This window comes from Bowmanella pacifica (genome assembly GCF_014645355.1).
GTDB classification, from domain to species: Bacteria; Pseudomonadota; Gammaproteobacteria; order Enterobacterales; family Alteromonadaceae; genus Bowmanella; species Bowmanella pacifica.
Map to the genome: position 1 here is coordinate 126296 of NZ_BMLS01000006.1, position 25340 is coordinate 151635.

22 protein-coding genes and 3 tRNA genes are annotated in these 25340 nt (G+C 50.5%); 11 read left to right on the top strand and 14 right to left on the bottom strand.

Features of this window, described 5'->3' with window-relative positions:
• Position 1: 1 nt before the first annotated feature.
• Entirely contained in the window at positions 2–979 is a 978-nt protein-coding gene (locus IEX02_RS16515) for an alpha-ketoacid dehydrogenase subunit beta (protein WP_188697693.1), read from the bottom strand.
• Between the two features lie 2 nt (positions 980–981).
• Entirely contained in the window at positions 982–2166 is a 1185-nt protein-coding gene (locus IEX02_RS16520; protein WP_188697696.1) for a thiamine pyrophosphate-dependent dehydrogenase E1 component subunit alpha, read from the bottom strand.
• Between the two features lie 391 nt (positions 2167–2557).
• Between IEX02_RS16520 and IEX02_RS16525 the strand changes: the two genes are divergently transcribed.
• Positions 2558–6412, top strand: coding sequence for a S8 family serine peptidase (locus IEX02_RS16525; protein WP_188697699.1), 3855 nt, complete (start codon positions 2558–2560; stop codon positions 6410–6412).
• A 62-nt stretch (positions 6413–6474) separates the two neighbouring features.
• On the opposite strand, the gene purC is transcribed toward IEX02_RS16525, so the two are convergent.
• The 3 genes from purC to dapA are packed head-to-tail and all read right to left on the bottom strand — an operon-like array spanning position 6475 to position 9200.
• Positions 6475–7185, bottom strand: a complete 711-nt coding sequence (gene purC, locus IEX02_RS16530) for a phosphoribosylaminoimidazolesuccinocarboxamide synthase (protein ID WP_188697702.1) — start codon at positions 7183–7185, stop codon at positions 6475–6477.
• Between the two features lie 17 nt (positions 7186–7202).
• A complete protein-coding gene (gene bamC, locus IEX02_RS16535; protein WP_188697704.1) occupies positions 7203–8309 on the bottom strand; it encodes an NlpB/DapX family lipoprotein in 1107 nt (368 codons plus the stop codon).
• A 9-nt stretch (positions 8310–8318) separates the two neighbouring features.
• The gene (gene dapA, locus IEX02_RS16540) at positions 8319–9200 is read right to left on the bottom strand and encodes a 4-hydroxy-tetrahydrodipicolinate synthase (RefSeq protein ID WP_188697707.1); all 882 of its coding nucleotides are present in this window, start codon (positions 9198–9200) and stop codon (positions 8319–8321) included.
• A gap of 182 nt (positions 9201–9382) precedes the next feature.
• Here dapA and IEX02_RS16545 point away from each other — a divergent pair, with 182 nt between their 5' ends.
• Both IEX02_RS16545 and bcp read left to right on the top strand, forming a co-directional pair.
• Positions 9383–9907: a glycine cleavage system transcriptional repressor gene (locus IEX02_RS16545; RefSeq protein WP_188697709.1), complete on the top strand. Its 525-nt coding sequence runs from the start codon at positions 9383–9385 to the stop codon at positions 9905–9907.
• 7 nt (positions 9908–9914) lie between these two features.
• Entirely contained in the window at positions 9915–10379 is a 465-nt protein-coding gene (gene bcp, locus IEX02_RS16550; RefSeq protein WP_188697712.1) for a thioredoxin-dependent thiol peroxidase, read from the top strand.
• Positions 10380–10431: 52 nt separating this feature from the next.
• On the opposite strand, the gene IEX02_RS16555 is transcribed toward bcp, so the two are convergent.
• The gene (locus tag IEX02_RS16555) at positions 10432–11508 is read right to left on the bottom strand and encodes an AI-2E family transporter (protein ID WP_188697715.1); all 1077 of its coding nucleotides are present in this window, start codon (positions 11506–11508) and stop codon (positions 10432–10434) included.
• A 423-nt stretch (positions 11509–11931) separates the two neighbouring features.
• Here IEX02_RS16555 and bepA point away from each other — a divergent pair, with 423 nt between their 5' ends.
• Entirely contained in the window at positions 11932–13380 is a 1449-nt protein-coding gene (gene bepA, locus IEX02_RS16560) for a beta-barrel assembly-enhancing protease (protein ID WP_229702261.1), read from the top strand.
• An 18-nt stretch (positions 13381–13398) separates the two neighbouring features.
• Here the strand turns inward: bepA and IEX02_RS16565 are convergent, their stop codons facing one another.
• On the bottom strand, positions 13399–13887 hold the full coding sequence (locus IEX02_RS16565) for a TlpA family protein disulfide reductase (RefSeq protein WP_229702262.1): 489 nt from the start codon (positions 13885–13887) through the stop codon (positions 13399–13401).
• 67 nt (positions 13888–13954) lie between these two features.
• Here IEX02_RS16565 and arsC point away from each other — a divergent pair, with 67 nt between their 5' ends.
• The 3 genes from arsC to IEX02_RS16580 are packed head-to-tail and all read left to right on the top strand — an operon-like array spanning position 13955 to position 15302.
• Complete coding sequence (gene arsC / locus IEX02_RS16570; RefSeq protein ID WP_188697721.1) at positions 13955–14308, top strand: arsenate reductase (glutaredoxin); 354 nt, start codon at positions 13955–13957, stop codon at positions 14306–14308.
• Between the two features lies 1 nt (position 14309).
• A complete protein-coding gene (gene wrbA, locus IEX02_RS16575; protein ID WP_188697723.1) occupies positions 14310–14909 on the top strand; it encodes an NAD(P)H:quinone oxidoreductase in 600 nt (199 codons plus the stop codon).
• Between the two features lie 3 nt (positions 14910–14912).
• Positions 14913–15302 (top strand): DUF2069 domain-containing protein, encoded by a 390-nt coding sequence (locus IEX02_RS16580; RefSeq protein WP_188697726.1) that lies wholly within the window; start codon positions 14913–14915, stop codon positions 15300–15302.
• A gap of 233 nt (positions 15303–15535) precedes the next feature.
• Here the strand turns inward: IEX02_RS16580 and hda are convergent, their stop codons facing one another.
• Together hda and IEX02_RS16590 are read right to left on the bottom strand one after the other, a co-directional pair.
• Positions 15536–16237 (bottom strand): DnaA regulatory inactivator Hda, encoded by a 702-nt coding sequence (gene hda, locus IEX02_RS16585; RefSeq protein WP_188697728.1) that lies wholly within the window; start codon positions 16235–16237, stop codon positions 15536–15538.
• Positions 16237–17340, bottom strand: a complete 1104-nt coding sequence (locus tag IEX02_RS16590; protein WP_188697731.1) for a DUF2066 domain-containing protein — start codon at positions 17338–17340, stop codon at positions 16237–16239. Before IEX02_RS16590 ends, hda begins: the two co-directional genes overlap by 1 nt.
• A 173-nt stretch (positions 17341–17513) precedes the next feature.
• Between IEX02_RS16590 and purM the strand changes: the two genes are divergently transcribed.
• The 4 genes from purM to fadE all read left to right on the top strand — a co-directional run bounded on the left by purM (position 17514) and on the right by fadE (position 22480).
• Positions 17514–18551: a phosphoribosylformylglycinamidine cyclo-ligase gene (gene purM / locus IEX02_RS16595; RefSeq protein ID WP_188697734.1), complete on the top strand. Its 1038-nt coding sequence runs from the start codon at positions 17514–17516 to the stop codon at positions 18549–18551.
• A gap of 3 nt (positions 18552–18554) precedes the next feature.
• Positions 18555–19193, top strand: a complete 639-nt coding sequence (gene purN / locus IEX02_RS16600; RefSeq protein ID WP_188697737.1) for a phosphoribosylglycinamide formyltransferase — start codon at positions 18555–18557, stop codon at positions 19191–19193.
• Positions 19180–19875: a DUF3108 domain-containing protein gene (locus tag IEX02_RS16605; protein WP_188697741.1), complete on the top strand. Its 696-nt coding sequence runs from the start codon at positions 19180–19182 to the stop codon at positions 19873–19875. Before purN ends, IEX02_RS16605 begins: the two co-directional genes overlap by 14 nt.
• Positions 19876–20017: 142 nt before the next feature.
• Positions 20018–22480 carry an acyl-CoA dehydrogenase FadE gene (gene fadE / locus IEX02_RS16610; RefSeq protein WP_188697744.1) on the top strand — a complete coding sequence of 821 codons (2463 nt, stop codon included), beginning with the start codon at positions 20018–20020 and terminating at the stop codon, positions 22478–22480.
• Between the two features lie 225 nt (positions 22481–22705).
• Here the strand turns inward: fadE and IEX02_RS16615 are convergent.
• The 5 genes from IEX02_RS16615 to dnaQ form a co-directional block, all read right to left on the bottom strand.
• Positions 22706–22782 (bottom strand) — tRNA-Asp (locus tag IEX02_RS16615).
• Between the two features lie 51 nt (positions 22783–22833).
• Positions 22834–22910: transfer RNA gene (locus IEX02_RS16620), tRNA-Asp, on the bottom strand.
• 30 nt (positions 22911–22940) lie between these two features.
• Positions 22941–23017, bottom strand: a tRNA-Asp gene (locus IEX02_RS16625).
• A gap of 189 nt (positions 23018–23206) precedes the next feature.
• Positions 23207–24574 (bottom strand): TIGR03503 family protein, encoded by a 1368-nt coding sequence (locus IEX02_RS16630; protein WP_188697746.1) that lies wholly within the window; start codon positions 24572–24574, stop codon positions 23207–23209.
• Position 24575: 1 nt separating this feature from the next.
• Positions 24576–25286 carry a DNA polymerase III subunit epsilon gene (dnaQ, locus tag IEX02_RS16635; protein WP_188697749.1) on the bottom strand — a complete coding sequence of 237 codons (711 nt, stop codon included), beginning with the start codon at positions 25284–25286 and terminating at the stop codon, positions 24576–24578.
• Positions 25287–25340: the final 54 nt, after the last annotated feature.

Sequence of the window (25340 nt, forward strand, 5' to 3'; positions counted from 1 at the left end):
CTTAATAGTTCACGGTACGTTTGATGGCCTCAAATACCTTGAGGTGATCCGGCATATATTCTTTTTCATGGGCCAGTGGATAAGGGGTATCCAAGCCGCACACCCGCGCGATGGGCGATTCCAGATTCAAAAAACAGCGCTCTTGCACCGTCGCGGCAATTTCACTGGCAAAGCCGCCGGTTTGCGGCGCTTCATGAGAAATAAGCAAGCGACCGGTTTTCACTACCGACTGACAAACAGTTTCCACATCCCAGGGTAAGATGCTGCGAAGATCGATGATTTCGCAGGAGATACCGACTTTATCTGCCATTTCTGCCGCTTTTTCCATCACTTCCATTTGCGCCCCCCAGGCCAGTAAACTGATGTCACTACCTTGGGTCACAATCTCAGCCTTACCCAAAGGTAACTCATAATCCTCTTCGGGCACTTCACCTACCGAAGCACGATACAAACGCTTAGGCTCCATAAAGAGCACCGGGTTATCGTCGCGAATCGAGGCAAGCAACAACCCTTTGGCTTGATAGGGATTGCGCGGTACCACTATTTTCAGACCCGGCGTATGGGCAAAGTAAGCTTCTGGCGACTGAGAGTGGTATAAACCACCGGCAATACCACCACCGTAAGGAGTACGGATAGTCAAAGTGCCAACACTGAACTGACCGCCGGAACGATAACGCCACTTGGCCGTTTCATTCACAATCTGATCAAAGGCCGGGAAGATATAATCACCAAATTGAATTTCCGCCACGGGAACCGAGCCCTGGGACGCCAGGCCATTGGCAAATCCCATAATCCCCTGTTCGGTCAAGGGAGTATTAAAGCAGCGCGCCTTACCAAATTTTTCCTGCAGGTTACTGGTGGCACGAAATACGCCGCCAAAATGGCCTACGTCTTCACCAAACACCATGACCTTGTCATTTTCCGTCATCGCCAGAATCAAGGCATTATTGATGGCTTGTAACAGATTCATTTTCGCCATGCTTATAGCCTCCCTGAGGTTTTCGGATAAGCGTCCGGGTACTGACGGATATGTTGTTTAAGCTCCTCAAGCTGCTCTTTTAAGTGCCATGGCGGCGTGTCGTATACATCCTCCACAAGATCATCGATACCACAAACCGGCACCTTTTCTACTCGCTTCAACTCGTTGAGCACGTCTTGGCGCATTTGATCAACGTCTTTGCCGTCTTGCTCTTCATCCAACCACCCCTTGGCTTTCAGCCAGTTACCCAAGCGTACAATGGGATCCTTGGCCTGCCAGCGGGCTTCTTCTTCTTTAGAGCGATAACCGGTTGGATCATCAGAGGTAGAGTGTGCGGCCAAACGGTATGACATGGCTTCAATCAATACCGGGCAATTCTCCGCCAGGGCAATCTCACGGGCCTGTTTGGTTGCTGCGTACACAGCAAAGGCATCATTGCCGTCCACTCGAATGGTCTTGATACCGTAACCCAAACCACGCGAGGCAATGCCGTCGCCGGCAAACTGTTCTTCGGCAGGGGTGGAAATGGCATAACCGTTATTGCGACAGAAGAAAATCACCGGGCAGTGCAATACGGCTGCCATATTCAGACCAGCATGGAAATCCCCTTCTGACGCTGCCCCTTCACCAAAGTAACAGATAGTTACCGCAGGCTGACCGGCCATTTTCTGGCCATAGGCATAACCGGAAGCCTGTGGGATTTGGGTTCCCAAGGGCGAGGAGATGGTCATAAAATTCAGCGCCTTATCACCATAGTGAATGGGCATCTGACGGCCTTTATTAGGGTCTTTTTCATTACTGAACATTTGGTTCATAAAAGCTTCGGTGCTGTAACCACGATAGGCTAACGCCCCTTGCTCGCGATACTGAGACATAATCATGTCTTGCGGCTCCAAAGCTGCCGCACTGGCCACACTGGCAGCCTCTTCACCGGTACTGGCCAGATAGAAACTGATCCGGCCCTGGCGCTGCGCCGCCACCATACGTTCATCCAAAACCCGGATAAAACGCATGGTACGGTAAATTTTCAATACTGCTTCCTGAGCCAGTTCAGGTAGTGACGCATCGGAATGCGGCGTACCGTCGGGCTGCAATATCTGCAACATAGGGATGTCAACCAGGCCTTTGTCGATAACACTGACCTTGTGGGTAAGACTGACATCAGAAAGATGATTTCTGTCCTTCATACTCTGCCTTAGGGTTCTGTCGTTAGCCGGGTCAAGCCCGGTTTTATTATTTAGTTGGCAATATACTAGTTGAGCTTTGGCAGTAAGGCGTTGCTTTTTAAAGGAAGGGCGAGATAAAGGTGGGTATAAATATCCCAATACACCCCACAAAGAAAGGATAAAACAACTAATTTTTACAAAGTATCTACAGCTGATGCACATGCAAACTACAAAAAGCGGTCAACTGGTTGCAATAGCGGAACACAAACGGCCAAAAAGGGCTGCTGAATATTTCGGCAAGGTCACCGCATCACCACCCTCATCCGGAAAATGCGGTTGCATTTATGCCGGTTAGGCCGATAGTCTGCGAACTGCCACAACAAAGTACTCAGGAAGAGACCTGGAGATTTTTATGCGCTTTGCTCTATCTAAATTAACTGTCCTAACCCTACTGGCACTCTGGGGTACTTCAGGCCCAAGCCAGGCTGCTAGCCAAAGCAATCCTGATAACAACAGTAATGCAAGCAAATTTGTCAAAGAGCCCGCGCTTGGCGCAGGTCACTACCGCTACATAGTACAATTGCAGGACGCTCCTATTGCTCTTTATCAAGGCGGTATTCCTGGCTACCTTCCGACACATCAGGAATCTCATCAAGTTCAGGCACTTAGCCGATACGCTGAGGCCGATAAGACTGAAGCAGTTCGACGATACCGTGCTTATCTGCAACAGCATCAGCAGCAGGTGCAACAACAAGCCAGGCAAATAGGGATTCAGCAGGCTTCGCGGCAATTCCAGCACGCCGTCAATGCCATGGTCATGACCATGACTCAACAGCAAGCCTCGCAACTGGCCAGATTGCCCGGCGTAAAAAGTATAGAGCGGGTAAAAATTGAGCCTCTGCATACCGACTCTGGCCCAAGGTGGATAGGTTCGGACCAAGTCTGGCAAGGGCTGCCGGGGCAGTTAGCGGTGCAGGGAGAAGGGATAGTTATCGGGGTTATTGACACAGGTATCAATACTGACCATCCGTCTTTTGCCGATATCGGCGGCGATGGCTACAACCACGTTAACCCTTTTGGCAGTGGCGTATACAAAGGCGATTGCCGTACCCGCCCTCAGCTATGCAATGACAAGCTGGTTGGAGTCTACAGTTATGCACAAATTACCGGCCAGTATGATGATTATGCGCCCGGCACTCCTCAAGATGGCGAAGACCATAATGGTCATGGCTCTCACGTTGCGTCCACCGCCGCCGGTAACCTGCTGAAAAATGTGCCGCTGCTCGATGTAGATGGCAACCCGACACCTGGCTTGGTTTTTACCCAAATGTCCGGCGTTGCACCCCATGCCAATATTATCAGTTATCAGGCTTGTTACCCGGGCGAAGATGATGCGGTGGATTTTTCAGGCTGTCCTACCGATTTGGTTTTACAGGCGGTAGAGCAAGCCATCATCGATGGCGTTGATGTGCTTAATCACTCCATTGGTGCCGGGGCCAGTTCGCCCTGGCAAGGTGCCAAGGGCACCGCTTTTTTAAGTGCCCACGAAGCAGGCATCATTGTGGTTAACTCGGCCGGCAACGACGGCCCGGACAGTGAAACCGCCTCTTCTAATGCTGCCGCCCCTTGGGTGATTACCGTGGGTGCTTATACCCATGACAGAAGTTATAGCAGCAAATCACTCACCCATTTCAGTGGCGGCAATTCGCTCCCCCCCACCCTAAACGGGGAATCTAAAACCGGCGGCATTACTGCCCCGATAGTCTATGCCGGCGATTTCACCAATCCTAACGATCCAGGTGGTGATAGTGGCCAGTGCCTGGCGCCTTTCCCCTCTGGCACTTTCAGTGGACAGATTGTGGTATGTGATCGCGGTGAAATAGCCCGAGTGGATAAAGGGCGCCATGTTAAAGCCGGTGGCGCCGCAGGCTTTGTATTAGCCAACATTGCCGGAGACCAGACTAACCTTGTGGCAGATAATCATGTGTTGCCGGCAATACAAATCTCAGTCCAGGCAGGCACACAATTAAAGAATTGGCTGGCCAGTGGCAGCGGCCACAGCGCGACTATTACGGCCAGCCAGGTTGAGTCCGATCCAGAGCTTGCCAATATTGCTGCTGAATTCACCTCAAGGGGCCCAAATAATCAACTGTTGGATGTACTCACTCCCAACGTGGTGGCGCCTGGTGTAGACATTTGGGCGGCTTATGCGGACAACCAACCCGCTGGCTTTAAAGAAAGCCCCGATCCGGCTAATTATGCCTTTTTAGACGGTACTTCTATGGCTGCTCCACATGTGGCAGGTGCCGCCGCCTTAATAAAACAGGCCAATTCCAGTTGGAGTGTAGCGCAAGTCCAATCAGCCCTGATGCTGACCGCCAACCCACATACCTTTAAGGAAAACGGCACCACTCCTTCCAATTATTTTGATATGGGCGCTGGCATGATAGACGTCGCCAAGGCCGTGCAAAGTGAACTGATTATGGATATCAGCATGGCACAATACCATGCTGCCAACCCTGATGCTGGCGGCAGCCCGTCCACCCTCAACCTACCATCACTGGTCAACCAGAACTGCTTCGGTACTTGCCAGTGGACCCGTACTTTTAAAGCAACCCGTTCTGGCACCTGGCATATGTCCTTGGCTGACAGCACTGGAGTACTGAGCGCACAGTTTAGTCCTGAGCAGTTCAGTCTGAATGCCGGGCAATCACAAACCCTGACCATCACGCTTGATGCCTCCAATGCTCAGTCACAGCGCTGGCAGTTTGCCAACGTGGCCATTAGCGGGCCGGCGCAAACACTGAATATGCCAGTAGCGGTGCGCCCCTCGTCGGGACGCTTGCCCGGTTATATTGATATTAACGCCAAGCGCGATGCCGACAGCAGGCTGATAAGGGATTTACAAACCCTTAGCACCAACAATCTGTCAGCCCAGTCCTTTGGGTTTAGTACTGCACAAGTGTTAACCGGCAGGTTAAAACAAGACAGTGACAATGACGCACTTTTTGATGACTTGTCCGACGGCGTTCAACAACACAACTTTTCGGTCACGGCCGGTAGTAAGCGACTAAGACTGGAAGTCACCACAACATCGGCCACCGACCTGGATTTGTGGCTGGGCATCGACAGCAATGGTGATGGCATTGCACAAGAGTCTGAGCTTCTTACCAGCGCCACCACCGAGAGCCCTTACGAGCTTATTGATCTGTTATCTCCACAAGCCGGTGCATACTGGCTATTAGTCCATAATTGGCAAGGCTCAACTGCCGACAGCGATAGCTATCAGCTCAGCCGCAATCTGGTAACCAACCAGGTATCAAACCAGTTCGCAGTTGTGGTACCAGAGAATGTGCAGGCACAAGTGCCTTTTGATGCCTTGCTCAATTGGGATATAGCGATGGCGCGGGGGGAAGCCCGTTATGGTGTTATTGAGCTAAGTGGCGATAGTGGACGGGCCGGAGAGTTGGGCCAGATACGAGTGGATCTGACCCGGGTCGCGGATGACGTCAGGTTAAGCAGCACCCGCCAGGGCCGAGTGGCCGTTGGTGAAACCTCGGCGTTCTTTATTGATATTGACGCCAATCAGAGCCATCAGGATCGTTTGTATCAATTGAGCGTTAACTTGCCCGCAGGTTTGGCCTTGGTGGCCGGCTCAGCAAGTTCGGGTGTACAGGTTAACGGACAAACCCTTAATTGGAGCCGCAACCAACAAGCAGGTGCCAGTAACAGTGTGCGCCTGACCTTCAGCGCCACCGCAAATGAAAATTTGCCCGCCGGTCCGATTCAGGTCACGGTTGACTCAACCATTGTGGGCAACAGCTATACCAAGCAGGAACGTGCCAGCCTAAGCACAGACTTGCAGGTAGAAGGTGCGCCGATTGTATTGATCAACAACAGCAAACAAGCCAGCTTGTCGGCAAACGAAGGGAGTGAGTTTGTAATCCCCGCACAAATCAGTGACCCCAATAACGATGAACTGGACATTGTATGGACACAAACCGCTGGCCCGACCGTAACACTGAACACGGCCAATCCAGCTCAACCTCGCCTACGCTTGCCCAGTGTCAACGCTGATACGGATTTGGCATTTAACGTCACAGTGACCGATCCTGCCGGGCTCAGTGATAACGCCACCTTGACGCTTAAGGTGATCAACCAAGTAACACCACCGTCATCAGGAAGCCATGGCGGCGGTGGTGGTAGTCTGGCTTGGTGGTGGCTCGCGCTTGGCGCGCTAGGCCTAAGCCGACGACCCAAGCCTTAGGGGAAGTGCATAGACATAAAAAAACCTGCCATCGGCAGGTTTTTTATTCTAAGCCAGCGAACTTAAAGGGCCATACCTAAACGTTGCGCGACTTCTTCATAGGCTTCAACAACACCACCTAACCCCTGGCGGAATCTGTCTTTATCCAGTTTCTTACGAGTTTCTTTGTCCCACAGACGGCAGCCATCAGGGGTAATCTCATCACCCAGCACCACTTCGCCGTTGAACAAACCAAATTCCAGTTTGTAATCCACCAACAACATACCGGCTTCATCAAACAGTGCCTTCAGCACGTCATTGACCTTAAAGGTCAGTTCTTTCATGCGTGCCACTGTTGCATCATCGGCCCAGCCAAAAGTACGAATATGAGATTCGTTAATCATAGGATCGTGCAGGGCATCGTTTTTCAGGAAAAACTCAAAGGTTGGCGGATTCAGCTCTTTACCTTCTTCAATTCCCAAACGACGGCACAAAGACCCGGCTGCCAGGTTACGCACTACGCATTCTACTGGCACCATATCCAGCTTTTTGACTAGGGATTCAGTGTCGGACAACAGCGCCTCAACCTGAGTAGGAACGCCGGCGGCTTCCAACTTAGACATAATGAAGTGGTTGAACTTGTTGTTGATCATGCCTTTGCGATCAAGTTGTTCAATCTTCTCACCGTCAAATGCAGAAGTATCATTGCGAAAATGCAGCACCAGGCGATCAGCATCGTCGGTAGCATAAACAGTCTTGGCTTTACCGCGGTATAGTTCAGCGCGCTTTTCCATTGTTTAAATCTCTTAAGTTAAATATCCAGATTACTGGCAGACATAGTTTGTGAGAATGAGGCATAAATGTTGGTGAGCAAATCTGCACTCAGAGGATTACTTTCATCATCCATCAGGGTAATGGAGGTCTTGCCACCCATTTTTGCCACCTTCAGGCGATAATCTTCCCTCTCCATGGGCAAGCCGTCGTTGCTACTCCAAAGCTTGTCCCACCAACTGTCTTCCGGCCCCTCGTAGGACACAAACAGCAGGCCATTGGACTTATCCAGATCTTTGACGTCAAAGCCGAGCTTGCGTAGCACCAGCTGCAAACGGGTCCAGGTCAGATCATAGTCGCCTTCAACCACAAAAGCCGGGTCGCCGTCAGCATTAAAGCCAAGCTCCATTTCCATCCCCTGACGGATTTGACGAATACGCTTAGCATCGGCAATTTTTAGTTGAGTCTCGTAGTGATTGATGACCTTATTCAGTACATCCACTTCATTACGACGACGAGACTCCGCATCCAGATCCGACGCAGAAACCACCTGCTCGCCTACGGTTTCCATGTAGTCTTTCAGTTCAACATTCAGGGCGGCAGTACGGCCGTGGGGTTTAACATCCAGCACGAATTCGAAGCGACGACCCACACTGCGTTCGGTTGTGGTCCAGTCAAACCAGCCGGTATCCAGCTCTTCGGTCATCAGCATCCAGTCAGTTACCAACCGACCCTCTTCTTTATTAAAACTGTCTACGCCTATACCCTGCTCTTCCAGGAAACTAATCAGGCTATTCCAGATAGAGGTATCCAGCGCTTCAGCGTCGTCAACCTGGTCAAAATAAACACTGGCGCTGCGCTGGCCTTCTTCCACATGGGAACCGGTTACCAGCGGCAGTACTAAAGCAGGTGACAGCACTTCCAGACGATTACCCACCAATTCGCGGGGGGCATTCTCGCCTAATTTGGGAATATCGTAGTCTTTACCGTGGTTAGGCGTTGCTAACCCCTCGGGAATTTGCAGACTGCCTCTCTGCTGCTCCTGTACATAATCAAAGTTACCATTGGCAACACGTCTTTCCTGAGAGGTAGAACAGCCCCCCAGGCTCGCTGCAAGCACAATCGTCAGCAGAGAAATTCGAAACATCGGCACTCCTTAGGATAACAAACCAGCATCACGCATGACTTGTTCGATAGCTTTTTGGTGGATGAGTTCCGCTTCCACCATAGGCAGACGCAACGTCGGGCAGGGAATCAAGCCCATTTTATATAATACCCACTTAGGCATAACCGGGTTAGGTTCGATGAACAATGCATCGTGCAGTGCAGCAATGCCAGCGTCAATCTCTCTGGCCAGCTCGGCCTGACCACTGGTAGCAGCCGCACAAAGCTTAGCCATACGATCCGGTACGATATTGGCGGTAACTGAAATCACACCATGTCCACCCGCCAGCATAAATTCACAACCTGTGGCATCGTCACCGCTTAGCAGCACAAAGTCCTCAGGTAGCATAGTCTGCATCTGACGCAAGCGATTCAGGTCGCCGGTCGCATCCTTAAGACCCACAATACGGGGGTGTGCAGACAAGGCCGCAACAGTTTCCGGCAGCATATCTGTGACCGTGCGGCTCGGTACGTTGTAAAGAATCAGGGGCAGTTCACAGGCGTCAGCGACTTTTTCAAAGTGCGCGATCAAACCACGCTGCTGGGGCTTGTTGTAATAAGGGACAACACTGAGCAAACCATCCGCACCAACCTCGGCAGAGGCCTGGCTCAGTTCAATGGCTTCATCGGTGGAGTTTGCACCGCTACCGGATATCACCGGAATACGGCCGGCAGCGTATTCCACTACCTTTTTAACTACCTGAATATGTTCTTCTATCGGCAGTGTTGCAGATTCACCTGTGGTACCCACAGCGACCAGACCTGCCGTACCGGCTTTCACATGAAACTCGACCAGTTGCTGTAAGGAAGGATAGTGAATCTCACCCGTTTCGGTCATCGGTGTGACCAGCGCTACAATACTGCCTTTAAACATTCTTGCCCCCGGAAAATTAAGCGCCTAATGGTAATGAGGTAACCCGTCAAACACAAGCGTCAATTCGGCTAGTCGCCAGCAAATTTGTGCGGCTGGACACCCTTAACTACGACCATAATGGATATTTAAACCTGATGCGATTGTGTTAGACTTCCGGGCCTTTAAATCCCGTAACAACTCATATGAAACATCAACTTATCGTGACCATTATGGGAACGGACAAGATCGGCATACTGAGTACCCTGGCTGCTACCGTGGGCGCCTGTAATTGCAACATACTGGACAGCCGCCAGGCCGTGTATGGACAGGACTTTTCGCTGACCATGATTCTGGAAGGCACTCAAAGCGCCATTATCAAGGCCGAATTGCAAATCCCGCAGGTCTGTCAGCAGCACGAATTGCTGTCGATGATGAAACGAACCAAACAGCATCTGCGTCAAGATTTGGCTTACCTGGCTGATGTGGAAGTATCGGGGGTGGACTTTTTGGGTGTCATTAAGGAAATCACGGCTTTCTTTGACAGCGTAGACATCACCATTACCGCCTTTCGCCAGCAAACCAATACAGACCCAAAAAGCGGTCTGGAAATGATGCGTTGTAAGATGGTCGTCAGCATGTCCAATGATACCGACTTAGCCAAGCTGGAAGCGGAATTTGCCGCTAAGCTGAACGAATTAAATCTGCAAGGAACCATCAAAAAACACTGAGGTACTTATGAACAAAATTGAGGCCGGTCAGGCCGCCCCCCACTTCACACTCCCGGATCAAAATGGTCAGACCTTGTCTCTGGCGGACTTACAAGGCCGCAAAGTACTGGTCTACTTTTATCCTAAGGCGATGACGCCTGGCTGCACGGTACAAGCCCAGTGTTTACGCGACAGTAAAAGCGAACTGGATAAGCATAATGTGGTAGTGCTGGGTATCAGCCCGGATCCGGTTAAACGCTTGCCTAAATTCATTGAAAAGGAAGGCCTGAACTTCACCTTGTTGTCAGACGAAGACCACGCGGTTGCTGATGCCTTTGGTGTGTGGGGACCGAAGAAATTTATGGGCCGCGAGTTTGACGGCATTCACCGCATCAGTTTCTTAATTGATGAACAAGGCAAAGTGGAAAAGGTGTTCGACAAATTCAAAACCAAAGACCATCACGAGGTTGTGCTGGATTATCTGGCAAGCTAAGTGGATTTTCTACCAACAAAAAAGGGCCGATGGCCCTTTTTTGTTGTGACGATTAAACCGACTCTTGCACAGCGCGCGGTAAGCTATTTTCTGTCCAGGCCTTAAATACCGCCTTGACCAGCGTGGCCAGAGGAATGGCAAAGAATACCCCCCAGAATCCCCATAAGCCACCGAAGAACAACACCGCTATAATAATATAAACCGGATGGAGACTGACAGCTTCAGAGAATAACAACGGTACCAGCAAGTTACCATCCAGGGCCTGAATAACACCATAAGCTATCATCAGGTACCAAAAATCTGGGGTCAGCCCCCACTGGAACAAAGCCACCGCCGCAACAGGAAAAGTGACGACCGCTGCACCAATATAGGGAATTAGCACAGAGAAACCCACTAATACCCCTAGCAACAGTGAATAACGCAGATCCATAAAGGCAAAGGTGATAGTGGATACCGTGCCGACAATCAGTATTTCCATGACCTTGCCGCGAATATAGTTAACAATCTGCACGTTCATTTCCCGGCCGACCTGCTTTAGCAATCGTCTGTCCTTAGGCATAATTCCGGCAATGTTAATAAGTAGCTCCCTGCGATCTTTGAGAATAAAGAACACCATCAGAGGGACCAGAATAAAGTAAATCATCAACGCCACCAGACTTACGATGGAGCTTAAAGAGGCAGACAGCAGGTCTTTACCTAACCCCACCACTCTGTCATTCACCCCCGCCAGGGTGTTATCAATATCTTGTTTAGCCAATAAACCGGGGTAGGCATCCGGCAAAGTCAACAACCAAGCCTGTGCTTTTGACCAAATTAACGGCATTTCGGTTAACAGATTGACCCCTTGCTGCCACACCACCGGCACCAAGGCCACCAGACAAAGAATTGTCAGGCTGATAAACAGCAGCAGTACCAGACTCACCGCCCAGGTGCGCCCCATTCCCCACTTGTCTAATTTATTCACCGGCCATTCGAGTACATAAGCAATAACAATGGCCACTAATACCGGTGCCAGCATTGCTCCCCAGAAAATCAGCACGGTAAACGCCACCACCACCATCACTAATAATGTGGCGCTGGCAGGGTCTGAAAATTTACGCTTATACCAGAGATTTAACTGCTCTAACATTCGGGGTCCTTGAAGAACGGATTGGCTGGGTATTTCAATATAGGGAACACCACATCACTCAGGTCATGATTATCCTCCGCTTGGTGGGACGGGATCAATCACTTGCCCGGATATTTATCCTTACGTCCTGCCCTTTCGCCCCATCCCAGCTTCTAGCACAGAAACACCATCACAATACTGATAATCCCCCACTTGAATATAAGACAAAAGGCTAAGCAAGCGCGAAGAGTCGCCACGCGCATGCTGAAATGCACGGTATTTTGTTCATTCGTCGGCCTATCGTGGCCTGATAACCTCAACAGCATAGTCATTGCGACAATAAAACAGTTATAGTTAAACCTAGGGCAATGGCTGCCCACGTGGGGAACTTCTCGTCAGGTTCGCCTATCCAATCCATCCCGGTTGTTGTGAGTAATGGAAACTATGCGAAGAAGTATCGTTCTGTGTCTGAGTCTTTTACCTGCTTTGGTATTTGCGCAGGTTCGATTGAACAATGACAAGAATGAATTACCTGAAATCGGTGTGGTGGCATCTAACGCCATTAGCATTGATAAAGAACTGCTGGTCGGTGAAGCCTTGATGCGCCAGTTGCGTGGTCGGGCCCCCATTATTAACGATCCGCTGTTAGAAGAGTATATTCAGGATTTAGGTAACCGCCTCGTTGCACAAGCTGACAACGCCAAGTTTCCGTTTAAATTCTTCCCTATCGGCAACAATGACATCAACGCCTTTGCATTTTACGGTGGGCACATCGGCATTCATACCGGTCTGATAGTTCAGGCTGACAATGAAAGCGAACTTGCCTCTGTGGTAGCCCACGAAATCGCCCACGTCACACAACGCCATCTGGCCCGCAGCATGGAGTCACGCCAAAAAACCTCTCCCTTGCAATTGGTTTCTATGTTGGGCGGCGTGCTGCTTGCTATGGCCGATCCTGAAGCGGGTATTGCGGCCATCAGCGCCAGTCAGGCTGCTGGCGCGCAAGCCTCAATCAACTACACCCGCAGTAATGAAAAAGAAGCAGACCGTGTGGGTATCGAAGTTCTGGCCCACGCCGGCTACGATCCCAGTGCGGCTTCGACCTTTTTTGGTAAGTTAGCGGCCAAATATCGTCATCAATCGAAACCTCCTGCATTTTTGCTGACGCACCCCTTGCCTGAGAGCCGGATTGCCGATGCCAGAGCCAGGCAAGCTATTTATCCCAGGGTTCAAATTCCCCCCAGCTTGTCGTTTCATTTAATCAAGGCCAGGATCCAAGCCCGTTATACGGGTATTCGGACCTACGACAGCAGCTACTTTCAAGCCATGCTGGATAATGCTGAACATCCAGTGATTCAAAAGGCCGCCCAATATGGTCTGGCGTTAACCTTGCTGGATACCGAACAACCAGACAAGGCCAGGCCGATCATTGACAAACTGTTGCGGGATGATCCGGAAAACTTATTCTATCTGGATACTTTTACCGATATTGCCCTGGCGCAAAAACGTCACCACGATGCTGTCGAGGTGCTGACCGAGCACAGCCTGAAACAACCCAGAAATCGTGTTCTGGCATTAAACCTGGCCAATGCCTTGATAAAAGATGGCCAGCACGACGACGCCGTGCGCATTATCAAAGATTATCTGCTGGTTAATCCGGAGCACTTATTGTCTTATCAGTTGCTCAGTGAAGCCTATGGCGAAAGTCGGCAGATGCTTGAAATGCATCAGGCCAAAGCAGAGGTTTACGCCCTGATAGCCGCCTACCCCAGGGCCATTGATGAACTGCAAACCGCGTACAACTTTACCGCTGACAGCGCACTGGAAAAACAACGTATTCGCGCCAGAATAGAGCAAATGCGGGATGCCGACACGCGACTTAGAAACCTTTAGAAAGCCTAATGCGTGAGGCTAATTTGCGGCCTCACGCTGTTGCAGTGCATTAATCAAAGCCAGCAAATCGTCTGCATGCTGTTCGCCCATCAACTGTTTTATCAATTTACCATCCGGGCCAATAATAAAGGTCGCCGGCAGACTTTGCGGGCGTTCAAGCGGCAAGCCAGGGGCAGGCTCAGTTAAAATAAGCTCGAAATCAATCTCGTATTTGTCGGCTAGCTGTGCCAAGGCATCAGAGGATAACGCATCAAAACTCACACCAAACAGCTTAACGGCATCGCCAGCTATCATCTGATTAAAGCGGTTCAATTCGGGCAGTTCGCGCAAGCATGGCGCACACCATTCGGCGAAATAGTTGACCACTACATACTGACCGCGTAAATCACGCCAGTGATGTTTATCTCCTTGCAGCGTATGGAAGTCTGCTTTAAACCAGTAATAACTGCTGGTACCGGCCAACATAGCGATCAGCGCCACGGTCAAAATCAGGGCTTTTTGCGGCAAACGGCTGTCCTCCTTGGATGGGTCTGGGTAGAATGTTCTACAAGATTGAACAACATACTCAGCTAGCATGTCACAAATTCGTATACTGCATAACCCCAGATGTTCCAAAAGCCGCCAGACCCTGCAACTGTTACAAGACAAAGGGCTGGATGTCGAAGTGGTGGAATACCTGAAAACCCCCTTATCCACCGATGAGTTGGCCCTGTTGCAACAAAAACTGGCGCTGAATGATATCCGCGCCATGATGCGAACAAAGGAAGATATCTACAAAGAGTTGGAATTAGGCGCGCCTCAGCGCAGCGAAAGTGAACTGCGAGCCGCAATTGCCACCCATCCTATTTTGCTTGAGCGGCCAGTAGTGATCACCGAGACCGCCGCGCGTATTGGTCGTCCCCCTGAGTCAGTATTGGAGTTGTTCTGATTTGAACACCTTAGCCCCATATGCTCTGGTGCTGTATTACAGTCAGGGTGGCAGCACCAGAAACCTGGCCTACCGTATTGCCCAGGGTATTGAACAGGCTGGCCTTGAGGCCAGGGTGCGTACCGTAGCGCCGGTCAGCACAGGTCTTGAGCCACGTTCCTCAGTACCAGATAGTGGTGACCCTTATGCCAGTTTGGATGATCTGCAACACTGCAGCGCCTTGGCATTGGGCAGTCCAACCCGTTTTGGTAATATGGCGGCGGCCATGAAGTATTTTTGGGACGGTACCTCAACATTGTGGTTAAAAGGGGAGCTGAGTGGCAAACCCGCCTGTGTTTTTACCTCTAGTGGCAGTTTACACGGCGGTCAGGAGTCCACGTTGCTCACCATGATGGTGCCCCTGCTCCATCATGGCATGTTGATTGTCGGCACCCCCTATAGCGTCGCTGAACTTAACAGTACCACCAGTGGCGGTACACCTTATGGTCCATCCCACTATGCCGGACTGGAAAACCAAAACCAGTTGAGTAATGCAGAGCAAGCCCTTTGCACCGCACAGGGCAAGCGTCTTGCCCAGTTGGCTATCAAATTGAGAGATTGAACATTGAATCCGCAAACCCGTTTTTTTCGCGTACTGGCCCTGTGCTCTTACCTGACTCTGCTGGCCTTTAGTATTTTATGGCATTTTGTATTGACCACTGAGGGGCAATATTCCTGGCTGTTTTTATTTCTGATGTGGGTGCTGCCGTTACTGTTGCCCTTACCGGGATTAATAAAAGGCCAACCTTACACCCATGCCTGGGCTAACTTTATCCTGATGTTCTATTTGTTACACGGCTTAACCGGTGTCTACGCGTTGGAGCAGGAATATTGGTATGCAGCCATTGAAGTTGTATTAGCCACCCTGGCATTTATCGGCTGCAGTTTCTTTGCCAGACTTAGGGGACGGGAACTTGGCCTTGGGCTAAAAAAGGCCAAGCAAAATAATCAATAGCGATACTTGCTGCCATCCATAGGAATAAAAACAGGCCAAGGTAAGTTTGCCAGAGAGACTGCCAACGCAACTCAGCGCGCTTACTTGCCTGTTATAAAGTGAGCTTGTTTGCGCCGGACTTGGCAGTGCGGTATGGAAAGAGACTCAAGCCTTTTGTTTGGCGACCGGTATATATATAATGAAAAAGCCCTCAGGCAAGCGTTCGACAGACCGACGCCCTTTAGGCGGTAGTCTTAAAGATCCAAGACTTTCTTAACGAAGGGAATAGTCAGTCGGTGTTTCTCTTGCAAACTGGTGGCATCGAGGCGATCCAGTACGGCCAGCAATGCCGGCATATCCCGATGGCAATGATTCAGCAGAAAACGCGCCACTTCCAGGGGCATGCTCATACCACGGCGATACGCCCGGCTGCGTAGCGCCTCCATTAGCCCTTCATCGTCAAGTCCCTTTAAGTGAAAACTCAGTCCCCAACTCAGACGGGAACGCAGATCAGCCAGGGCCAGTGGTAACTGAGCAGGGCCTTGCAGTCCGCTTACCAGTATGCGGCTTTGGCCACTTTCTCGCACCCGGTTAATCAGATCAAATACCGCCGTTTGCCATTGAGTGTGGCCTTCCAACAAGTGAATATCATCCAGACAAATTACCGCCACCAATTCCAGATCATTGAGTAGGTCGGGATGCAATTCGGCCAGATTCTTAAACCCCACATAGGCGCAGGTCATACCCTGACTAGCAGCGGCACTACATAAGCTGTACTGAAGGTGACTTTTTCCGGTACCGGAATCACCACTGATATAGGTCAGAAAAGGTCCGCTTTGCTCGTCATTCAACCACGACTGAAGATGACTGACCACCTGCTGGTTAGCACCCGGAATAAAACTGTCGAATATTTCATCGTCCGGTAACTGTAGAGGCAGGAACAACTGTTTACTCATCAAGGTACCCAGTTGAACTGCAATGTCTCAATGGGCTGACCAAATTCATCCAACTGGCGTTGGAAGTGTCTTTCCAAACTAATCGCATTGAGTAAATCCTGCTCAGTCCCCAGTAATCTGACCGCAAAAAGACTGGTTGCTCCTTGTTGTTGCTCCAGGCTGACCTGTGATACCACAGACAAACTGGACAACAATTTACTGACCTGAACGTACAAGCTCAGATCATTAATATTATTAAACTGCAAATAAACGACTTGGCCCTGCTGCTCGGTGTCGTTATTAATGGCATAACGGGCAGATAGGCTGTCAGCATGCAGGTCAATAAAATCTTGAATCAGTGTTTGAGCCGACTGGCCCTGCAAGCTGCCGCTGTCCCGTTCGAGACCCAGTGCCAGATTCCAATCTAACTGCCAGCCAAGCTCCTGCCCTTCTTGCTGCACGGCAAGGGCATCACTCTGTTCATCTTGAACATCAGCTTTACGTGGATATAAACGGGCCAGTACAACAGTTTCTACCTGGTAACGGTTACTGGCATCGACCATGGAGTCAATAAAGCGCCCCCAGATGTCATACACCCCTACCCTGGCGATATCATCAATATCCATCAGAGGTAAGTTAACCGCGATGCCGCGCTGATGGGCCGCTAATTGCAGTTGCTCTCTATAAGGGGAAACCGACTGCTCAGAGACAATCTGGCGCTCTCCATCACTGGACTCCTCAACCGCTAACCATACCAGGGTGGAAGGACGACGACTCCCCCAGATGGGAAAACCAGCCGAACGAATCAGTTCATCGATGCGTTGGTTATCAAAGGTCGCCACATAAAAGCTCTGGCCTTGAATGGTGTCGAAGCGATACTGACTGATAAAACTCTCAGCACTGGCGAGTTTATTCCTGATTACCTGGCTGTCGAGTATATCCCGGTTACCCCGAACCTTAACCAGCACCTGGCGCAATGCTTCACGGCTCGCCTGCTGCTGAGCCTTAGGAGATTGCTGGGCAATGGGCACCCTGGCGTCGTACAGATTGGGAACCAAGGCAGCCTGGACCGCCAAAGCAACCCAAAATAAACAACCTGCCAGAAGCCACCAAACCTTCTTCATGCCTTGATGTCCTAATTCCATAAAGGCGCTATTGTTATTGAAAAAGCGATAAATTTCATCTTTTCTTTGTCTCCATTTGTTCACTGCTCAGAGCACAAAGCTTGTACCCAAAGCAGGCGTTAACTGATAAAATCCGCAGCAAAATTTTCCCGCCATTAATTTTGAGGTCCATTGTGAGCGAATCCAAACCCTCCCTGAGTTATAAAGATGCTGGTGTAGACATTGATGCTGGCAACCAGCTTGTGGAACGCATCAAGAGCGTGACCAAGAAAACCCAGCGCCCGGAAGTACGGGGTGGGCTCGGTGGATTCGGTGCACTTTGTGCGATTCCGCAGAAGTACCGTAAACCTTTGCTGGTATCTGGTACCGACGGCGTAGGCACTAAATTGCGTTTAGCCATGGATCACAACCGCCATGATGGTGTGGGCATTGATTTGGTCGCCATGTGTGTTAACGACCTGATTGTACAAGGCGCTGAGCCGCTGTTTTTCCTTGATTACTATGCTACCGGCAAGCTCAATGTAGACACAGCAGCCGATGTGGTTACCGGTATAGGTAAGGGCTGTGAGCTGTCTGGTTGTGCATTAATTGGTGGCGAGACGGCTGAAATGCCCGGTATGTATCATGGTGATGATTACGACATTGCCGGTTTCTGTGTGGGTGTGGTTGAAGAAGAAAACCTTATCGATGGCAGCAAGGTCAGTGCCGGTGATGCGCTGATCGCTGTGGCTTCTTCCGGTCCACACTCAAATGGCTTCTCTTTGGTACGTAAAATCCTTGAGGTCAGCCAGGCCGATACCACTGAACAGCTCGAAGGCAAAGCCATTATTGACCATCTGCTTGAGCCAACCCGCATTTACGTGAAGCCGGTCTTAAAGCTGATTGAAACCTTACCTGTACATGCTATCTCGCATATCACAGGTGGTGGCTTCTGGGAGAATATCCCCCGTGTGTTACCACAAAACACCAAAGCCGTGATTGACGGTGCCAGCTGGCAATGGCCTGCCATCTTCTCTTGGATGCAGCAGCAAGGTAACGTTACTCAACACGAGATGTATCGTACGTTTAACTGTGGCGTAGGCCTGGTGATTGCCGTCCCTGCCGATAAAGCCGAACAAGCGGTAGCGCTGCTTAACGCTGAAGGCGAAAATGCATGGTTGTTGGGTAAAGTAGAAGATACCCAGGATGACAATCAGGTTGAGATTCGTTAATCCATGAAATCAATCGTTGTATTAATTTCGGGCAGCGGTACCAACCTGCAATCCATCCTCGACAGTATCGAAGAAGAGCGTATTGAAGGTCGGGTCACTGCCGTTATCTCAAACCAGGCCGATGCATTCGGCCTGGAGCGGGCCAAGAAAGCCGATGTACCAGCGCACGTGTTAAGCCATAAGGACTTTGCCGATAGGGAAAGTTACGATAAAGCACTCATGCAATTGATCGACGGTTACCAGCCTGATCTGGTGATACTGGCTGGTTTTATGCGTATTCTCAGTGAAGGTTTTGTACAGCATTATCTGGGACGGATGCTGAATATTCACCCTTCCCTGCTGCCAAAATACAAAGGCTTACACACACACAAGCGCGCTATCGAAGCGGGTGACAAGGAACATGGTGCCACCGTGCATTTTGTTACACCCGAGCTAGACGGTGGCCCGGTGGTCATCCAGTCTAAGGTGCCGGTATTTGCTGATGACAACGAGGAAGAGTTGTCTTCGCGGGTACGCGAACAGGAACTTCAACTCTATCCATTGGTCGTAAAATGGTTCTGCCAGGACAGATTAAGGATGGAAAATGGCCAGGTTTTGCTCGACGATAAATTGGTTCCGACCGAAGGCTATGCGGCCGATTAACGCCCTTATCGGGCTGGGACTGTTGTTTTCGCAGTCCCTGCTCGCTTATGAACTTGTTCCCTTCGAGGCACAATACAAAGCCAGCCGCAGCGGTATGAATGTGGGGCATGCCAGCCAAACCCTAACCCATTTAGGCCGTGATCAGTACAAGCTGGAATACCACTCCAAAGCCTCCTTATTGTTTTTAAGCGATGTGCGCACCGAGCAAAGTTTGTTCAAGTTGCAGCAACAGAACATTATTCCTTATAAATACCGTTTCAGTCGCACTGGAACAGGCAAAGATAAGGGCATCAGCCTGTTGTTTGACAAGGCTAACCAACTCATCAAGGTTAATGACAATGCAACCTTGCCCTGGCAAGGCGAGATAGATAACCAGCTCTATCAACTTGATGTCAGACAAAGACTGGCAAAGGGCGAAGACACTTTTGTTTATGACACCATCAATGATCGGGGTGAGCTACGCCAGCAAACATTTCGGGTCGTCGGGCAGGAAACCCTGCAACTCCCCTACGGAAAGTTAGATTGTATCAAGGTAGAAAAAGTCCGCGAAAACAGCCCACGGGAAACCTTTATCTGGTTTTCCCCAGCTCTCGATTACCAAATGGTACGCTTACAACAATTCAAAGACGGCAGTGAACAGGCTGACATTCAGCTAACCCATTTCTCACGTAATCCAGGCTAGCCTGTGTGCCCTATTTGAAGGGCATACCGGTATTTTCTGCAACGCATTCCAGCGCAAAATCCTCAGTCACCCCTTGATTTTTTGCGCCGATCCGCCTATTTTCTCCAGATATCTGGTCTGACCTCTTATTTTCGGAGTTAACATGCAAAGTCTTCTTTGGTTGGTTCTGGTCATCGCTGCCCTAGGCGCTGCCAGCTACTGGCGATTAAAGTTAAACGTATCCACCTTATTGGTTGCTGCCGTGCTGGCAGTAGGCAGTATCGCTGGCCAGGTTGGTCAATTGGCCTGGTTGGTTTTCCTGTTGATTGCACTACCACTGAATATCAGCAGTGTTCGTAAGCAATATCTCAGTGCCCCCTTTCTGAAAATCTATCGCAAGATCATGCCGGAAATGTCGCGTACCGAGCAGGAAGCCATTGATGCCGGTACCGTATGGTGGGACGGCGAGATCTTCAGTGGCAAACCAGACTGGCAAAAACTCCATGCCGTTCCTGCCGCACGTTTGTCAGCCGAAGAACAGGCTTTCCTGGACGGCCCGGTTGAAGAAGCTTGCCGCATGGCGGATGAATGGGAAATTAACCATAAGCGTGCGGATCTGTCCCCGGAATTATGGCAATACCTCAAGGACAACAAGTTCTTTGCCATGATTATCAAAAAAGAATACGGCGGTTTGCAGTTTTCTGCCTATGCCCAGTCCCGTGTACTGCAGAAGCTGTCTGGCTCAGGCATTGTGCTGGCCTCTACGGTAGGCGTGCCTAATTCTTTAGGCCCAGGCGAGCTGTTACAGCACTATGGTACGCAAGAACAAAAAGAACATTATCTGCCGCGTCTGGCCCGAGGTGAAGAGATCCCCTGTTTTGCCCTGACCAGTCCGGAGGCAGGGTCTGACGCAGGTGCCATCCCTGATGTAGGTGTTATTTGCAAAGGCACCTGGCAGGGTGAAGAAGTGCTTGGCATGAAGCTGACCTTTAATAAGCGCTACATTACCCTCGCCCCAGTGGCCACTATTGTTGGGCTGGCGTTCAAACTGCAAGATCCCGATGGCCTGTTGGGTAACGAAAAGGAACTGGGGATCACCTGTGCGTTGATTCCTGCGGATCTGGAAGGGCTGGATATCGGCCGCCGCCATTTTCCACTGAACATTCCATTCCAGAACGGTCCGGTACGCGGCAAAGATCTGTTCGTGCCCCTGGACTTCATTATTGGTGGTCCAAAAATGGCAGGCCAGGGCTGGCGTATGCTGGTTGAATGTTTGTCGGTGGGTCGTTGCATTACCCTGCCCTCTAACTCAGCTGGCGGCACCAAGTCTGTGGCCCTGGCAACCGGTGCCTATGCCCGTATTCGCCGTCAGTTCAAATTACCGGTAGGTAAGATGGAAGGGGTTGAGGAAATGCTGGGTCGTATCGGCGGCAATGCTTACCTGATGGACGCAGTGACGTCTATGACCACCAAAGCCCTGGACATGGGGGAAAAGCCCTCGGTAATCTCTGCAATTTGTAAGTACCACCTGACCGAAAAAATGCGTCAGGTGGTGATCGATTCCATGGACGTACACGGTGGTAAAGGGATTGTTCTTGGCCCCAATAACTATGTAGGTCGCGGATACCAGGGGGCGCCTATCGCCATCACGGTAGAAGGCGCAAACATCCTGACCCGTAACATGATGATTTTTGGCCAGGGCGCCATGCGCTGCCACCCATATGTGCTAAAAGAGCTGTATGCCGCTGCCAATGAAGATCCAATACAAGCACTGGATGAATTCGATGATGCCTTGTTCGGTCATATAGGCTTTACCATCAGCAATAAGGTGCGCAGCTTCTGGTTTGCACTAACCGGCGCTCGCCTGGCCAGTGCTCCCTTTAAAGACGAAACCAAAGGTTATTATCAGTCCATTGAGCGTTATGCCACCAACCTGGCCTTCTTGTCAGACGTGGCCATGGGCGTACTGGGTGGTGAACTTAAGCGCCGTGAGCGTTTATCTGCCCGTTTGGGTGATGTATTGAGCTACTTGTACCTGGCCACCGCCGTGCTGAAGCGCTATGACGATGAAGGTCGCCAGAAGGCCGACCTGCCATTGGTCCACTGGGCCTTGCAAGACAGTCTGTTCCGTACCGAAGTGGCCATTGAAGAGTTGCTGCAAAACTTCCCTTCCAAGCTGCTGGGTAAGGCGCTGAAACTCATTGTCATGCCCTTTGGTAAACGTTATGCCAAGCCCTCAGATAAACTGGATCATCAAATTGCACAAATACTGCAAACCCCATGTGACAGTCGTGACCGTTTAGGTAAAGGCCAGTACCTCAGCCGTGAAGAAAGCAATCCTTTTGGTATGCTGGAGCAAGCGCTGGACGATATCCTTGCCTCTGAGCCCCTGTATGACAAGGTCTGTAAAGCCGCCAACGAGCGCCTACCCTTTATGCAACTGGATAAAGTGGCTGAAAGAGGCCTGGCCCTAGGTGTACTGACAGAGCAGGAAGCTGAGCTGCTTAAGCGGGCTGAAACTGAACGTCTACGTACTATCAACGTGGATGATTTTGACAGTGCAGAGCTTATGGCTGATAAGAGCTTACTGGAAGACAGCAAGAAGAAATCGTCGAAAGCCGCCTGACAATTCCCGTACTAATTTAGGCCCCGTTAATACGGGGCTTTTTTATGCCTTTTATCTGCCAACATACCGCTTACTTGGCGCTGAAAGGAGTTAGATAAATGCTAAGAAAGCCAAGAGTCGAAACAGCCGGAGAATCAAAATACAGATACAAAAATGCGTAACTCAGCCTGACAATGGCTGATTGCGGTAAAAATACAATTAAGGGGAAATAGGATAACACTAAAGTGGCGGAGCGGACGGGACTCGAACCCGCGACCCCCGGCGTGACAGGCCGGTATTCTAACCAACTGAACTACCGCTCCAACGATAGTGTTTTGAGCTTAATGCTCTCACCCTTGGCAAGGTGATGTTGCTGGCGGAGCGGACGGGACTCGAACCCGCGACCCCCGGCGTGACAGGCCGGTATTCTAACCAACTGAACTACCGCTCCAGCAACTTGGGACGCTGATTTTAAAGAGGTTGGCGGAGCGGACGGGACTCGAACCCGCGACCCCCGGCGTGACAGGCCGGTATTCTAACCAACTGAACTACCGCTCCACTTCTTTTTTAAAATCAACCAGTTAAGCTTTGGCGTTTTGCCTGTCGCTCAACTGGGCGCAGATATTACGGGTTCCCTGTGAGTGAGTCAACCGCTTTTTCACGCTTTTATTGACAAAAAAGCCTTTTACCGCGCTGTTTGCGGCTTATTTAGCCAAACTGAATAAATTGCCGACAATAGAGACGAATTTATGCGTCCGACGAGGCGTCGGTCTTGCCTTTCGCTTTTGAAAATTTGATGCGCGGCATCGACAGCTTGAACTTAATACCTGTGGACTGTCCACTGGGTTTACGGCCCAATGTCAACCAAATAACCAAGCCCCCGACTATCAATAACAAACCGTTAGCCAATAAAATGCTTGGCCATAAGCTTTGCTCGGCTGGCGGCTCCACTAAGGTTTCATCCAAGGGCGCCATTAGGATATCAGGTAAGCTGTTCTCGCCGGATGCAACCGGCTCTGCCATCTCAGCATCGGTTATCGTCCCTTCATCCAGTGCTGCTAACTCTGGCTCCTCAGACAAGAAACTAAACTCAGGCACATCCAAAATAAAGTCACGACCGTCAATGGTACTGCCATAAGCAGTCACTTTTACCCTGAATACCCCATACTCGATATTCAGAATTTCATGTTCCCGTGCCTGCGGTGCATTATCCGTAATGGAAAAACTTTGCACGTCGCCATTGGGGTAACGGATTTTACCGTCTACTAGCAAACTGTTGATATCCACCAGCTCACGGTTTACATCTATATGCAACCGATGCCTGCCATCCCCCGTATCGTTTTGCACCGACATAATGATGGGATTGGGATGCAGAACCAGCGGCTCTTTTACTTCTTCCCTGGTATACATAGGGGTATAAACCCGGTACACCGGCTTCCACTGGCCTTCGGTAATATCCAGGTTGAATTGGCCGGTGAACACCCCGTCATTAGGGTATTCATCCATCCCCATGCCATTATCTTCATAGCGGGCAACCAGCTGGGAATCTGCACCAAAATTAGTAAAGTTGGGATTGTTGGTACTGAGAAACTCAACGGTTAACTCCACCACATCGCGAAACTCGTTGTACTCGATGGGTTTACCGGCATTCGTTAGATGGGCTTTAAGCTTAATGATCTCCCCGGAGAACATTAAATCAGGCAGAGGCTCCGCCACCAATTGGACATCACTGACCACCATGACCCTGCTGCCCGGCAGCATTTGCCCTACCGCCTGCCAGGGGCCTGGCATCGGACGCGTGATCTTGACCATGTCGTACGTGGCATCGTCATACCATTCGACCCCTTCGGGGTGGTCATCACTTTGAAATATCTTGCTACCATCAGGACGCACCAGAACCATTGGCGCCGTTCCATATTCGCGAAAGAACAACATAGTAATCTCATCGACCTCATGGTCGATGCGAAACCGGTTTTGCAGCAACTGAATGCTGTTGAGGTACTTATCCTCCAGCATAGTAATAGGAGACACTGGAGCGGCTGGCGCTGTCGTCTGCTCGGCCCACGCGCCGGCACACATCATTATCGCCAATCCCAAGGTACTGATTTTTAGCATACTAATCCGCAGTTTGACGCCACAAGCAAGCACCACCCTTGGCCTCAATCAGATCCAAACGGCGCTCATGTTCTCCCTGTTCATCGGCCGATGCCCGAATAACCTTTAGCGGCTTTCTATCGGCTGACACTAATCGAATACTTTCGCCCTGACTGTCTGAGCCGCCACTATTGCCACTCAAATTCAGCTTAGTTTGGCCACCTGTCATAAACAGATAAACTTCGGCCAGGATCTCTGCATCCAACAAAGCGCCGTGCAAGGTACGGTGCGAGTTATCTATGCCATAGCGACGACACAAGGCATCCAAGTTGTTTTTCTGGCCCGGATGCAACTGTCTGGCTAGAGCCAGGGTATCCAGTACGGTACAGATACCCTGAGTAAAATTGCTCGGCTTACCCAATTTGGCAAACTCATGATCCATAAAGCCCACGTCAAACGCGGCATTGTGAATCACAAGCTGAGCGCCCTGAATAAAGTCTTCAAACTCCTGGGCGACATCCCGAAACAGCGGCTTATCGGCCAACATCTCATTGGTAATGCCGTGAACTTCTATGGCTTCCTGCTCCACTTCACGCTGTGGATTAATATAAACATGAAAGTGATTACCGGTCAGGCGCCGGTTAATCACCTCGACGCAGCCAATTTCAATGATTCGATGTCCCTGCTTAGGGTCGATGCCGGTGGTTTCTGTATCCAGTACGATTTGTCTCATAAGTCCTGATACCGTTTAATACTATGCTTTGCAGATGCTGCTTATTATACTGCC

Coding starts and splice junctions, on each gene's coding strand:
- IEX02_RS16515 (WP_188697693.1), bottom strand. CDS start 979: ATGGCGAAAATGAATCTGTTACAAGCCATCAATAATGCCTTGATTCTG.
- IEX02_RS16520 (WP_188697696.1), bottom strand. CDS start 2,166: ATGAAGGACAGAAATCATCTTTCTGATGTCAGTCTTACCCACAAGGTC.
- IEX02_RS16525 (WP_188697699.1), top strand. CDS start 2,558: ATGCGCTTTGCTCTATCTAAATTAACTGTCCTAACCCTACTGGCACTC.
- purC (WP_188697702.1), bottom strand. CDS start 7,185: ATGGAAAAGCGCGCTGAACTATACCGCGGTAAAGCCAAGACTGTTTAT.
- bamC (WP_188697704.1), bottom strand. CDS start 8,309: ATGTTTCGAATTTCTCTGCTGACGATTGTGCTTGCAGCGAGCCTGGGG.
- dapA (WP_188697707.1), bottom strand. CDS start 9,200: ATGTTTAAAGGCAGTATTGTAGCGCTGGTCACACCGATGACCGAAACG.
- IEX02_RS16545 (WP_188697709.1), top strand. CDS start 9,383: ATGAAACATCAACTTATCGTGACCATTATGGGAACGGACAAGATCGGC.
- bcp (WP_188697712.1), top strand. CDS start 9,915: ATGAACAAAATTGAGGCCGGTCAGGCCGCCCCCCACTTCACACTCCCG.
- IEX02_RS16555 (WP_188697715.1), bottom strand. CDS start 11,508: ATGTTAGAGCAGTTAAATCTCTGGTATAAGCGTAAATTTTCAGACCCT.
- bepA (WP_229702261.1), top strand. CDS start 11,932: ATGCGAAGAAGTATCGTTCTGTGTCTGAGTCTTTTACCTGCTTTGGTA.
- arsC (WP_188697721.1), top strand. CDS start 13,955: ATGTCACAAATTCGTATACTGCATAACCCCAGATGTTCCAAAAGCCGC.
- hda (WP_188697728.1), bottom strand. CDS start 16,237: ATGAGTAAACAGTTGTTCCTGCCTCTACAGTTACCGGACGATGAAATA.
- IEX02_RS16590 (WP_188697731.1), bottom strand. CDS start 17,340: ATGAAGAAGGTTTGGTGGCTTCTGGCAGGTTGTTTATTTTGGGTTGCT.
- purN (WP_188697737.1), top strand. CDS start 18,555: ATGAAATCAATCGTTGTATTAATTTCGGGCAGCGGTACCAACCTGCAA.
- IEX02_RS16605 (WP_188697741.1), top strand. CDS start 19,180: ATGCGGCCGATTAACGCCCTTATCGGGCTGGGACTGTTGTTTTCGCAG.
- fadE (WP_188697744.1), top strand. CDS start 20,018: ATGCAAAGTCTTCTTTGGTTGGTTCTGGTCATCGCTGCCCTAGGCGCT.
- IEX02_RS16630 (WP_188697746.1), bottom strand. CDS start 24,574: ATGCTAAAAATCAGTACCTTGGGATTGGCGATAATGATGTGTGCCGGC.
- dnaQ (WP_188697749.1), bottom strand. CDS start 25,286: ATGAGACAAATCGTACTGGATACAGAAACCACCGGCATCGACCCTAAG.